This is a genomic window from Rheinheimera pleomorphica (assembly GCF_011634895.1).
GTDB lineage: Bacteria > Pseudomonadota > Gammaproteobacteria > Enterobacterales > Alteromonadaceae > Alishewanella > Alishewanella pleomorphica.
This window is the reverse complement of sequence record NZ_SIRR01000003.1, coordinates 286418-298611: the sequence shown is the minus strand read 5'-3', so window position 1 is coordinate 298611 and position 12194 is coordinate 286418. Positions and strand designations below refer to the sequence as shown.

The 12194-nt window shown below is 51.8% G+C and carries 11 protein-coding genes; 8 read left to right on the top strand and 3 right to left on the bottom strand.

Annotated elements, in window-relative coordinates; translation table 11 throughout:
- Positions 1 to 39: 39 nt before the first annotated feature.
- The 4 genes from EYB30_RS02415 to EYB30_RS02400 are packed head-to-tail and all read left to right on the top strand — an operon-like array spanning position 40 to position 3389.
- A complete protein-coding gene (locus tag EYB30_RS02415; RefSeq protein ID WP_241697939.1) occupies positions 40 to 1845 on the top strand; it encodes a penicillin-binding protein activator in 1806 nt (601 codons plus the stop codon).
- Positions 1846 to 1851: 6 nt separating this feature from the next.
- The gene (locus EYB30_RS02410) at positions 1852 to 2199 is read left to right on the top strand and encodes a YraN family protein (RefSeq protein ID WP_166836688.1); all 348 of its coding nucleotides are present in this window, start codon (positions 1852 to 1854) and stop codon (positions 2197 to 2199) included.
- A gap of 36 nt (positions 2200 to 2235) precedes the next feature.
- The gene (locus EYB30_RS02405) at positions 2236 to 2817 is read left to right on the top strand and encodes an SIS domain-containing protein (protein WP_166836686.1); all 582 of its coding nucleotides are present in this window, start codon (positions 2236 to 2238) and stop codon (positions 2815 to 2817) included.
- Positions 2814 to 3389 carry a BON domain-containing protein gene (locus EYB30_RS02400; RefSeq protein WP_166836684.1) on the top strand — a complete coding sequence of 192 codons (576 nt, stop codon included), beginning with the start codon at positions 2814 to 2816 and terminating at the stop codon, positions 3387 to 3389. The genes EYB30_RS02405 and EYB30_RS02400 overlap by 4 nt, the downstream gene beginning before the upstream one ends.
- A 68-nt stretch (positions 3390 to 3457) precedes the next feature.
- On the opposite strand, the gene EYB30_RS02395 is transcribed toward EYB30_RS02400, so the two are convergent.
- Both EYB30_RS02395 and rarD read right to left on the bottom strand, forming a co-directional pair.
- Positions 3458 to 4135, bottom strand: coding sequence for a DUF599 domain-containing protein (locus tag EYB30_RS02395; RefSeq protein ID WP_166836682.1), 678 nt, complete (start codon positions 4133 to 4135; stop codon positions 3458 to 3460).
- 39 nt (positions 4136 to 4174) lie between these two features.
- Positions 4175 to 5083 (bottom strand): EamA family transporter RarD, encoded by a 909-nt coding sequence (gene rarD, locus EYB30_RS02390; protein WP_166836680.1) that lies wholly within the window; start codon positions 5081 to 5083, stop codon positions 4175 to 4177.
- 189 nt (positions 5084 to 5272) lie between these two features.
- Here rarD and recQ point away from each other — a divergent pair, with 189 nt between their 5' ends.
- Positions 5273 to 7084: a DNA helicase RecQ gene (gene recQ / locus EYB30_RS02385; protein ID WP_241697938.1), complete on the top strand. Its 1812-nt coding sequence runs from the start codon at positions 5273 to 5275 to the stop codon at positions 7082 to 7084.
- On the opposite strand, the gene EYB30_RS02380 is transcribed toward recQ, so the two are convergent.
- Complete coding sequence (locus EYB30_RS02380; RefSeq protein ID WP_166836676.1) at positions 7081 to 7383, bottom strand: c-type cytochrome; 303 nt, start codon at positions 7381 to 7383, stop codon at positions 7081 to 7083. The two genes, recQ and EYB30_RS02380, sit on opposite strands and share 4 nt — an antisense overlap.
- A 215-nt stretch (positions 7384 to 7598) precedes the next feature.
- Here EYB30_RS02380 and EYB30_RS02375 point away from each other — a divergent pair, with 215 nt between their 5' ends.
- From EYB30_RS02375 to EYB30_RS02365, 3 genes are all read left to right on the top strand, one after another.
- Positions 7599 to 10460 carry an EAL domain-containing protein gene (locus EYB30_RS02375; protein WP_166836674.1) on the top strand — a complete coding sequence of 954 codons (2862 nt, stop codon included), beginning with the start codon at positions 7599 to 7601 and terminating at the stop codon, positions 10458 to 10460.
- A 120-nt stretch (positions 10461 to 10580) separates the two neighbouring features.
- The gene (locus tag EYB30_RS02370) at positions 10581 to 11186 is read left to right on the top strand and encodes a YkgJ family cysteine cluster protein (RefSeq protein ID WP_166836672.1); all 606 of its coding nucleotides are present in this window, start codon (positions 10581 to 10583) and stop codon (positions 11184 to 11186) included.
- A 323-nt stretch (positions 11187 to 11509) separates the two neighbouring features.
- A complete protein-coding gene (locus tag EYB30_RS02365; protein WP_166836670.1) occupies positions 11510 to 12193 on the top strand; it encodes an ETEC_3214 domain-containing protein in 684 nt (227 codons plus the stop codon).
- Position 12194: the final 1 nt, after the last annotated feature.

Genomic DNA, 12194 nt, shown 5'->3' with positions numbered 1-12194 from the left:
ATGGTACTGTGCATTGTGACTTCCAGCAAATTAAAGCCCGTGTTATTTCTCTGCCTCAGCACTGTTGTTGCCAGCTGTGCTCAGGGCCCGGTAAAACCGCCACTGACTCCGGCTGAAACCGCAGATGACAGCACAACGCAACCGCCAGCATTACAAAATGCACGGCAGCTTTATCAGCTGGCGGCGAACTATCAACAGGAAGCCCAGCACTATCATCTGCTAAAAGCGGCCAGACAAGCGTTGGACGAGCAGGATTACTTATTAGCGCTGGCGATTAGCGAAAATTTAAAACGCAGCCCCTACCCGATGATAGTGCGGCAAAACACCCTGGTATTGCTAAAAGCGTATTTAGCCACTGAGCAACACCAAAGCCTGAGCCTGTTGCTGGACAATACCGATGTCAGCACGCTGGATAATGCCGACCAGGCAGAATTTCTCTGGCTCAGTGCGCAATATCAGTTGGCGCAGCAACGCTTGCTGCCCGCCAGCCGCAGCCTGTTACAGCTTGAAGCGCAGCCCGACGTACTGCAACATTACCCGCAGTATGCTGAGCTGTTATGGCAAAGCCTGTCAGCCCTGAGCGACAGCCAGTTGGAAAGTCTGCGTACTGCCGCCAGCCAAAACACATTGGGCTGGCTTAACCTGGCAAAACTAAGCCGGCGTTTTATCGGCCAGCCCGAGGCGCTACAACAGGCGTTTGCCGATTGGCAACGCCGCTACCCGACATTACCGGCACAGCAACAACTGCCGGCCGCGGTACAGCAGCTACTGAGCCTGACGCCGTATCAGCCAAAACGTATTGCCGTGCTACTGCCGCTAAGTGGTCAATTTCGCCAGCATGCGCAGGCGATACAATACGGTATTCTAGCCGCGGCCAGCGCCGGGCAAACCGCACTGGTATTTATCGACAGCCAGCAGGACAATGCTGCCCTAAGCCAACAGGTGGCGCAGGCACAAGCCGATTTTGTTATAGGGCCTTTGTTAAAACAGCAGGTTGACCGTGTCAGCCAGCAGGCCGATTGGCAGTGGCCAACGTTATTTCTTAACAGCAAAGACAACCAGGCTGCAGCCAAAGCTGAACAATTTTATTTTGCCCTGAGTATGGAAGATGAAGCCGCGCAAATGGCGCAGCTGTTTGCGCAAAAAAACTATCAGCGGCCAGCCATTATCAGCGCCAGTAATAATATCAGCCTGCGGATGCAGCAGCGTTTTGCCGCCCACTGGCAACAGCTGGGCAATCCGCCCCCTGAGTTACATCAGTTTACTAGCAAAGCCGAGTTGGAGCAGTTGATCAGCACCCTGCTGGAAACCGATCACAGCCGTGAACGCGTCAAGCAAATTAATGCGTTAACGGCAGAAAAACTGGAAGCCGATCCCCATAGCCGGTTGGACATTGACGCCATTTATCTGCTGGCAGACCCGGTACAAACCCGGTTGTTTAAGCCGTTTATCGACGTGTCAATCAGCCAGACTGCACCGCGCCTGCCGCTGTATGCCAGCTCCCGCAGCCACAGTACCAGTTTAGATGTAACCGATTTACGGGATTTAAACGGCCTGACCTTTACCGAAATGCCGTGGATGCTGGGTGAACAAAACAGTGTTGAGCTGCGTCAGCAGTACAAGCAATTGTTCGCCGAGCAGGATGAAACCCTGCAGCGTTTATTTGCTATGGGCTTTGACGCCTACCAGCTGATCGGCAGCCTGCGCCAGCAACAACAACTGCCCTCGGCCATATTCGCCGGCCTGACCGGCCAGCTGCAGTTGCAACCAGATGGCAGCTTGTTGCGCCAGCTTAGCTGGGCCAGTTATCGCAATAATCGTTTGTTGCCGCTACAGGAGCCCTGAGCACGGATGAATAACCTTGGCCAGCAATATGAACAGCTCGGCGCCGACTATTTGCAGCGTCAGGGTTTGCAGCTGCTGCAATGCAATTATCAGTGTAAAGCCGGTGAAATAGATCTGATAATGCGTGACGGCAGCACCCTGGTATTTGTTGAAGTAAAATACCGCGCCAGCACGGCCTTTGGTGGTGCCGCTGCCGCAGTAACCTTTAGTAAGCAGCAAAAGCTGCTGCGTGCCAGCCGCTGGTATCTGCAACAGCAGCGCCAATCTGATCAGCCCTGCCGGCTGGATGTGCTGGCCATAGAGGGACAGCCGCCCTATCAGTTTCAGTGGATTAAAAATGCCATCACACAGTAACGCTGAAGACCTAACCAGACCATGCAGGACAGCCTGATGCAAGAACATATACGTCAGCTATTTAGTGAAAATATTCAAACCATGATTGCTGCCGGCGAAAGCCTGTCCGGCCCTCTGGAAAACGCCGCTTTTGTCATCGTCAACAACCTGGTCAGTGGCGGTAAAGTAATTTGTGTCGGCGAAGGTGCCACCAGTGCCCTGGCCAGTCATTTCAGCCAGCTGCTGCTGGACCAGTTTGAAACCGAACGCCCCTGTTTGCCTGCGCTGGCACTGCAGAATCACAACAACAGCCTGCAGCACAGTCATCAGCAAGATTATCTGGCCCGGCAAATAAAGGCTCTGGGCCAAAGCCAGGATGTTTTACTGGTGGTATCGAGCAGTGGCAATGAACCCAGCCTGATCAAAGCGGTCGAAGCAGCGTTAACCAATGATATGAAGATCATCGCCCTGACGGTAGATGGCAGCGGTGAGCTGTCCGGTTTGCTAAACCAGCAGGATGTTGAATTAAAAGTACCGGCCCACCGCCGGGCGCGGATCTTTGAATGTTACACCTTTTTACTGCACACCCTGTGCGAACTGATTGATATGACGTTGTTTCCACAACAAGGAGATTTATGAATACGCCAAAGCTGATCCTCACCTGCACGTTGCTGGCGCTGTTGCAAGGCTGTGCTGCAGCTGTGGTTGCCGGTGGCGCCACTGCTGTGACCTCGGCCAATGACCGCCGCACCCTCGGCGCCCAAATTGACGATAAAAATGCCGTGTTAAAAGCCCAGCGCGCCCTGGCAGATGATGCGTTAACGGCTGAAGGCAGCAATATCAACGTCACCAGTTATAACGGGGTGCTGCTGCTTACCGGACAAACCCGCAGCGAGCAAATCCGCCAGCAGGCACAGGCACTGGTCAGCAAAATTGACGGCGTGCGCGATGTACAAAACCAAATCCGGCTTGGCAACAACACCGCCATGACCACCCGCACCCGCGATGGCTGGATTTCTACCAAAGTAAAAACCCAGTTACTGGCCGACGAGCAGGTAAGCGGGTTAAATATTAAAGTGGTCACCGAAAACGCCGAGGTGTTTTTAATGGGTATCGTTAACGCGCAGGAAGCCGCCAAAGCGGTGGACATCGCCCGCCATGTCGATGGCGTCGCCCGCGTAGTGCAGGCGTTTGAACTGCGTCAAAACTAACCCCTGCGTTCCCTGATTTTCAAGGGGTCAGAACACTTGACATGTTCAGGCTTCGCCCTTGCAGGGTATTAGCACTCCTGCAGCGCTTTTAGCACCTTAGAGTGAAATTCGCGCTGCTTCATTACCAGCATAACGACCACCGCCGCCACCATAAATAATATCGGATCGATAAACCAGGCCAATGCCGACAGCGAAAAGTAAATCGAGCGCAGGCCGTAGTTAAACGAATGCCCGGCCTGATCAATCACCTTGGCCGCGCGGTTGGCGTACAACTGCTGCTCATCACTGCTCAAACCGCGGCCATCCGGTGCGGCGCCTATCAGCACGCCGCAAAAGCCGTACTGACGTAACGACCAGGTAAACTGAAAAAAAGCAAACACAAAGATAAAGGTGAGCAACAACAGTTTAAGCTGCACTGCGCCCTCGGTATAGCTGGCCCAGGGCACCAGGTTGGAGAGCATCAGGCTGAGTTTTTCTGCCGATGTCATGGCGGTCAGCAAGCCGGCCAAAATGAGCAAGGTACTGGAGGCAAAGAAGGTCACATTGCGCTCTAACGTGGAAATGAGCCCAACGTCGGCCATCTTGTTATCGCGCAGCAGCATTTTTTGCATCCAGTCATTGCGCTTGCGCCTGAGTTCATACGATAAGCAGCTGACCACTTTAGCCCGCCGCTTCGCGAATAAGGTATAACCAATCCACAGGCCGAAAAACCAAAGCACTGCAATCAGGTCAATACTGCTTGCCATTTTTACTCTCCTTTATGCTCTTCGGCTTGCGCTTAGCGGTCATTTTAGCCGCAGCGCCTGCCGGCGTTGCCGGTTGTGCCGCCAGGCGTCAAAACTGTACAGCAGCAACGCCAGCCAGATCAGGCCAAAAGTGACAAAACGTTCAGCGGCAAAAGGTTCATGATATAACCAGACGCCAAACACAAACATACAGCTGGGGCCGATATATTGAAAAAAGCCCATCGTCGACAGCTGCAACCGGCGCGCCCCGGCGATAAAACACAGCAAAGGTACCGTAGTCACCAGACCGGCAGCGATTAAATAGCTGTTTAACTGCCAGCTGTTGTGCCACAGGTTTACCGCACTGCTGTCGGCATAAAAGCCCCAGTACCACAGCGCCAAAGGCAACAACAGCAAGGACTCATAGAATAAGCCGCTGATGGCATCGACCGCCAGCTTCTTGCGCATTAAGCCATAAATGGCGAACGAGCCGGCCAGCGTTAGCGCTATCCAGGGCAAAGAGCCGAAGGTTATTAGCTGGATCAACACGCCACTGCTGGCCAGCGCCACCGCGCCCCATTGCAGCTTGCGCAGCCGCTCGCCCAAAAACAGCATCCCCAGCAGCACATTAAGCAGTGGGTTAATGTAGTAGCCTAAACTGGCATCGAGCATATGCTGGTTGTTGACCGCCCAGATAAACAAGCCCCAGTTACCGCCGAGCAATACAGCGGACAACAGCAACCAGCCCAGCATTTTCGGTTGACGCAGTATCGCCAACACTTTATTGCCTTGCTTTAACGCCAGCAAAACCAGCAAGAGCAACAAAAACGACCAGACAATGCGATGGATCAGAATTTCGCTGGCGGGAATAAAATCGATTTGTTTAAAGTACAGCGGGGCAAGGCCCCATAAACTATAGGCACTGGCGGCAAAAATACCGCCGAGTTTTTGTTCTCGGCTTAACGACATGACTGGCTCCGGCAACTGAGCGGGCATTATACGCCGCTTTGGCGCAGCGCGCATGACACTGAACGGTAAAAATCGGCCAACCGGCTGACAACTTTGGCGACAGCGTGAATTTAAGGTTTCTGAGCGCGCGCTTTCGCTTTAGAATGACCACTGTTTTTAGCTGACTAATGGTCATACGTGATACAAGATTTGCTCCCCCTGTTAAAACAAGCCTTTGGTTACAGTGAATTCCGCGATGGCCAACTGGCAGTAATTGACGCTGCCCTGCAAGGCCATGACAGCTTTGTGCTGATGCCAACCGGCGGCGGTAAATCTTTATGTTATCAATTGCCAGCGTTGTTGCTGCCGCAAGTCACCATTGTAGTATCGCCGTTGATGTCGCTGATGAAAGATCAGGTCGATGCGCTACAAGCCAATGGTATCGCTGCCGAATATGTCAACAGCAGTTTAAGCCGGGAACAGGTACTGCAGGTGTTTTCCCGCTTACGCCGCGGTGAACTCAAGCTACTGTATGTTGCCCCGGAGCGTTTGTTACAGCCGCAGTTTCTCGAACGGCTGCAAGAGGTTGGGGTTAGCCTGTTTGCTATCGACGAAGCCCATTGTATCTCGCAGTGGGGCCATGATTTTCGGCCAGACTATATGGCACTGGCATTATTAAAGCAGCGCTTTGCCAACGTGCCGGTGATGGCGCTGACCGCCACCGCCGACGGCGCCACCCGGCAGGATATCCTGCAACAGCTTAAGCTGCAGCAGCCGTATATCCATTTAGGCAGTTTCGACCGGCCTAATATCCGCTACACCGTGCAGGAAAAATTCCGCCCGCTAGAGCAGCTGATCAGCTATGTGCAGCAGCAGGACGGTGCCAGTGGCATAGTGTACTGCGGCTCCAGACGCAAAGTGGATGAACTGACCGAGCAGTTAAAACAACGCGGTTTTAACGCTGCCGCCTATCATGCCGGCCTTAGCAGTGATGAACGTAACCTGGTGCAGGACGCCTTTAAACGGGACGATTATCAGTTGATTGTTGCCACAGTGGCCTTTGGTATGGGGGTAAACAAATCGAATATCCGTTATGTGGTGCATTTTGAATTACCACGCACCATCGAAGCTTACTATCAGGAAACCGGCCGCGCCGGTCGCGATGGTGTTGCCGCCGAGGCCTTGCTGCTGTTTGACCCGGCCGACATAGGCCGGATGAAACGCTGGCTGGACGCCGAGGAAAACCAACAACGGGCCGAAGTCACCTGGCAACGTTTTCTGGCGATGGCCGCCTTTGCTGAAGCGCAAATTTGCCGCCGTCAGGTATTATTGAATTATTTTGGTGAGGCCCGGCAAACCCGCTGCGGCAACTGCGATATCTGCCTGCAGCCACCGCAACAATTCAACGCCACTGAGCTGGCACAAAAAGCCCTGTCTTGCGTGTACCGGGTAGGCCAGAGTTTTGGTATGCACCATGTGATTGATGTTTTGCGCGGTGGCCACAGCCAAAAAATCAGCGAACTTGGCCATGACAAGCTGTCCACCTGGGGCATAGGTAAAGAACTCAGCCATGATTACTGGCTCAGTATTTTGCGCCAGTTAATTCATTTTGGCATGCTACAACAAGACATTACCGCGCATTCCGTGCTGAAGCTGCAACCGGCAGCGCGCGCGGTACTGCGTGGCGAGACCGAGTTAACCCTGGCCGTACCGCGGCTGCAAAGCGTTAAACGCGAACCACAGCGGCTGGCAAAGCAGCAGTACGACCGGGCCTTGTTTGCCCGGCTGAAAACCCTGCGTAAAGCCATAGCCGAGCGTGACGATGTGCCGCCTTTTGTGGTATTTAGCGATGCCAGTTTAATTGAAATGTGCCAGCAGCTGCCTACAGACAACCGCAGTCTGTTAGCCATTTCCGGTGTTGGCCAAACCAAACTGGCCCGTTATGGCGCTGACTTTATTGACGAGATAAGCGATTACCTGGCAGAGGATAACCCGCCACCGCCCGGTAAGCTCGCGCTCTAGCCGCCGGCAGGTAAGCTGGCAAAATAGGCGGCAATATTCGCGACATCATCATCGCTTAGCCCGGCCGCCATCGGTGACATGATAGCGTTTTTACGCTCGCCATCACGGTAAGCCTTGATTGAGCTTTCCAGATATTTTACTTTCTGGCCCGCCAGATTAGGGTAATCCGGAATAATCGAGATACCATTAGCGCCATGGCACGCCGCACAAACGGCCGCTTTGGCCTTACCGGCACTAATATCGGCAGCTTGTGTCGCTGGCAGGACCAGCAGTAGCAGAACAGTGAACAGTTGTTTCATAATGGACTTACCCTGTTTTATTAATCATTTTTTGTCTACGTTACACTATGGCAGCGCCGGAAAAAAGACCTGGCACTAAGCTGGCACGGTGTTGTGCCCGATTGCGCTGAACGTTGCGCTGCAACAGGTTTTTCTGCTGACACCTTATCTTAGTCTATGTTACTGTTTAGCCATAAAATCATTAACATACTATCTGATTGCAAGGAGCACCGGCCGTGAAAGTTGCCGTTTATACAGGCCTGCTGCTGTTGTGGCTGTGCAGTACCAGCGCTGCGGCTTTTCACGCCCAGAGTAACCACCTTAATTTACAGACACCGCGCCAACAACTGCAACAACTGTACTATCTGGCGACGCCGGCCAGCATGACACTGGACGAACTGCTGTCTGATCCGGCCTATCACCACAGTTTCAGGTTGCTGACGCCCGAGCAACGGGTACTGTTTGCAGAGCACCAGGCCATCTGGTTATTTGCCCGTATCGCAAACGACAGCAACAAAGCTGCCCAGCCTGTACTGGAGTATGATTTCCCGCTGGCCGATAAAGTAGAAATTTATCAGGTAGACCGGCAAAGCCAGGATAGCCGCCTGCTCAACCGCTCTGGTAATGCGTACCCTTATAGCGAACGGGCGTTGCCATACCGCAGTTTTGCCGTAGCGCTGCCGTTGGCGGCCAATGCTGACAGCGATGTATTTATTAAAGTACAGGATGCCGCCATTATTCCCAGCGAAGTCTTGCTATGGCAACCGCTTGATTTTGCCGCAGCCAAGCAACGCCAGGCGCTGCTGGACGGTTTGCTGCAGGGCATTTTGCTATTGCTGATGCTGTACAACCTGCTGCTATTTGCCCGCCACCATAGCCGGCATTATCTGTACTACAGTGGCTTTTTTGCCAGTTTTGCCCTGGTGGTCGCGATTCTGAACGGTATGGCCTTCGCCCTGTTATGGCCGGACTACCCTGAAATTAATCAGTCCATTTTGTATATTGCCGTCGGGGCCAGCTTGTTGTGCCTAAACTTATTTATGCGCTTTGCGCTGCAAAACCTGTCCGGCAGATGGTGGTACTGGTGCAGCCAGATCAGCAGCGCTAGCGCCTTGCTGCTGCTGTTTAGCCCCTTGTACGCCAACGGCCCGCTCAGGCTGTTTTTGTTATTTTTGGCGCTTGGCTGGGTGCTGGGCAGTAACCTGCTGTTGGCGTTAAAACTCAGTTTGCAAGGCCAACGGCTGGCACGCAGCTTTATCTGGGCCTGTGTGTTTACGCTAATCGGCGCCTTGCTGCTCACGCTAAACCAAGCGGGGTATTTGCACGGCGATTTTAACTGGGCTTATCTGTTGTTTTCATTAATACTGCTAAGCCTGGCTCTGACCAGTTTTAATATACATAAATCGCAGTTGCCGCAAGAACAGCAGCCCCTGACGACAAAAGAGCAACAGCATTATCATGATATCTTTCATAATGCCGTAGAAGGCATGTTTACCACGACACTGGATGGCCGCTTGCAAAATGCCAACCAGGCGCTACTGAACATCTTAGGTTACACCACGCTGGACGAGCTAAAGCAGGCGATTGCCGGTACCGGCATGGCGCGTTTTTATGCTGATCCGGCCGAGCGGCAATATATGCTAAAACAGCTGGAGCAAGGCAGTAGCAAAAGCTTCGAGATCCGCGGCTTGCGTGGCGACAACAGCCCGTTCTGGGCCTTGATGTCAGTGCAGCTGGCACCATCAGATAGCAACCGCACCGCCTTTATTCATGGCTCAGTTATCGATATTACTGAGCAGAAACTGGCGCATGAACAACTGGCTTACCTGGCTAATCATGATGCGCTAACCGCACTGTACAACCGTTACTATTTTGACAAACAGCTACAGGCGTTATGCGAACAGACAGGCGCAGATAAAGGCTGTGTGCTTTACCTGGATATTGACCAGTTTAAGCTGATTAACAACAGTTGCAGCCACAGCGCTGGCGATGCGCTGCTAAAGCAGCTGGCAGAAGTGTTAAAACGCACCGCCCACCACAACGGCCCGCTCGCGCGGCTGGACAGCGATGAATTTGGTATTTTGCTGGCCGGCAAACATGCCAACGAAGCCTTCTCACTTGCCTACCGGCTGCTGGATGCCATTCGCGAATTCCGTTTTATCTGGCAAGACAGTATCCACAGTATCAGTATCAGCATTGGCATTGCCGAAATCACCCCGGATGACAACAGTGCCGACAGCGTGCTGAAAAAAGCCGATGCGGCTTGCAGTATTGCCAAAGAAAAAGGCCGTAACCGTATTCAGTTGTTTGATGTAAACGACCTGGACACGCAACGCCATCAGGCGGAAGTATCGTGGGTAACTCAGCTGCGTCAGGCGGTGCAGGAAGATAAGTTTGTGCTGTACCAGCAAACCATTAAACCGTTGCAGCGAACCGGCAACGGCCAGCAATATGAGCTGCTGCTGCGCCTACAGAGCGATGGTGACAACCTTATTACACCGGCCAGCTTTTTAAGCTCTGCTGAGCGGTATGGCCTGATGCCACAGATTGACCGCTGGGTGATCCGGCATTATTTTCGTTGGTTACAGCAGCATCCGCAGCACTTGCAGCAGTTATCGCTGTGCAGCATCAACCTGTCAGGCAGCTCGTTGCTGGATCCGGCCTTTAAAGATGATGTACAACAGTTATTTACAACCTATCAGGTGCCCTATGCCCGTATCTGTTTCGAAATAACCGAAAGCGTGGCCATTGTTAACCTACAAAATACCCTGGCGTTTATTCAGCATTTTCGTGATCAGGGCTGTAAAATTGCGTTGGATGATTTTGGCAGTGGCTTTTCCTCTTACAGCTATCTGAAACACTTCCCGGCCGATTTTGTCAAAATTGACGGCCATTTTGTGCGCGACTTACTCGATGACCCTTATGATAAAGCCATCGTCAAATCCATTCACGACGTTGCCAGAGCGATGAATATGCTAACGGTGGCCGAGTTTGCCGAGACCGATGCTATTTGTGCCGCCTTGCAACTTATGGGGATAGATTATGTACAAGGCTATGCCATAGCCCGGCCGCAACCACTGAATAATTTGCTGCTATAAAAATATATTTGCTGTGCCCTATTGCTGACAGATTAAGCAACTCAGTACAATGCCGGGGCGACATTTCGTCGCTCCTTAACAGGCAACCCTAACTATACAGTTATTTCGTTCGGAGTCTTTATGCAACGGCTGCGTGAATTATCGCGTCGTGTTGAGGCTGTGTATGGCGAAATGGCGGACACATTTTCAGCCTATCAACAACAGCGTGGTTTAACCTGCCGCAGCGGTTGTGGTGAGTGCTGTTTGCAGCCGACGATTGAAGCGACGGTGCTGGAAATGTTGCCGCTGGCGTTACACTTGTTCGATCAAGGTAAGGCAGAACAAACACTGACACAACTCGAAGAGTTAACAGAGCCTGCGGGCTGTTTTTTTTATCAAAAGCTGTCGTTTGACGGCAAACAGGGGCAATGCAGTGTGTATCAGCAGCGCCCGAGTATTTGCCGCGTGTTTGGCGCAGCCGGCTACCGCGACAAAACCGGTAGCACGGCATTGTCGGTATGCAAGGTGATTAAAAGTGATAAGGTTGTAGCCTATCAGGACACTCTTATTGCCATGCAGTCCGATCCTCCACCTTTGATGGTGATGGCCAAAGAGCAGGTGAATGAACTGGATTACGAACTGGGCAAAAAGCATTTACCGATTAATGACGCCTTACAGCAGGCATTAGAAAAAGTCCTGTTTAAAGCCTGGTACACTGGCTTTAACGATGACCAGCAGATTGCCTGATCAGCAAAAACAGAGGTAGCACAGCTGCCTCTGTCATTCACTACCCAAAAATATTCAGCCTAAGTTCATATTCAATAAAAATTAATTTTAATTATTTTAAATCAATTAGATAGCAAAAAATCATATCCTAACATCGCATAAAAACCCTTGATTTAGCGCAAAAACCTGCCGTCTTTACGTTTCCTATATCAGATAACTATGTTAATAATGTCGCCATCGTAAACATTCACATACGCAGGTAGTAAGGATTGAATGTGATTGGTATAAACGGAAACTCGTTTTTTAAAAAGTCCCAATCTGTGGTTTTTACCATAGCAGCCGTTATGATATCGCTCGGTCAATGGGCCGATACCAAAGATATTGTTACCAGTGCTTATGAAGGCTTTATCACCCATTTCACTGACGAAGTTGAGCTGGACAAGCTAAGCGAAGTCAGAGTAGGTGCTAATCTGACTTATCTGGAAACCGTATTTGGCGATGCCCGCTTAATCAAAGTCAAACAGCCAGAAACCGATTTACAGTATCGTTACTACCACGACGCCAAATTTTTGTTAGCGCTGGCGGTGCGGCAACAACGGGTAGTGGGTTATCTGGTTGTCAGCTTGCAGCCGGGCTTTATGCCGCCTGTTGCCTTTTCAGATACCACGCTTGGCCAGCAACCACTGGCAGCTTATCAGCCTTTTGCCGGCAGTTTCAGCACAGATACCACAAATTTACGCTATTATTTGGAACCACAAACCCTGGGCCGTGAAGGCTTGTTTTTTGAGCGCCAGCTTGGCTTTGTTGAGTACGGAGCAACCGCTGAGCAGGATAAAACCACGTTACAACAACTTAATGATTTGCTGCTACAAGACTATGACGATGACGCCTTGCTGCAGCTTAGCACGGCCCTGCGCGCGACCTTAATACCCAATGTTTACGCGCTGGGTGAAATAACGCTGGAACAGGCTGCAGATATGCTGTTAACGCGTTACGAATACAAAGCGTATTTTCAGCCAGGAGAATAGC

What these genes read in the sequence shown, in the direction of transcription:
- EYB30_RS02410 (WP_166836688.1), top strand. Translation starts at nt 1,852, where the DNA reads ATGAATAACCTTGGCCAGCAATATGAACAGCTCGGCGCCGACTATTTG.
- EYB30_RS02405 (WP_166836686.1), top strand. Translation starts at nt 2,236, where the DNA reads ATGCAAGAACATATACGTCAGCTATTTAGTGAAAATATTCAAACCATG.
- EYB30_RS02400 (WP_166836684.1), top strand. Translation starts at nt 2,814, where the DNA reads ATGAATACGCCAAAGCTGATCCTCACCTGCACGTTGCTGGCGCTGTTG.
- EYB30_RS02395 (WP_166836682.1), bottom strand. Translation starts at nt 4,135, where the DNA reads ATGGCAAGCAGTATTGACCTGATTGCAGTGCTTTGGTTTTTCGGCCTG.
- rarD (WP_166836680.1), bottom strand. Translation starts at nt 5,083, where the DNA reads ATGTCGTTAAGCCGAGAACAAAAACTCGGCGGTATTTTTGCCGCCAGT.
- EYB30_RS02380 (WP_166836676.1), bottom strand. Translation starts at nt 7,383, where the DNA reads ATGAAACAACTGTTCACTGTTCTGCTACTGCTGGTCCTGCCAGCGACA.
- EYB30_RS02370 (WP_166836672.1), top strand. Translation starts at nt 10,581, where the DNA reads ATGCAACGGCTGCGTGAATTATCGCGTCGTGTTGAGGCTGTGTATGGC.
- EYB30_RS02365 (WP_166836670.1), top strand. Translation starts at nt 11,510, where the DNA reads ATGATATCGCTCGGTCAATGGGCCGATACCAAAGATATTGTTACCAGT.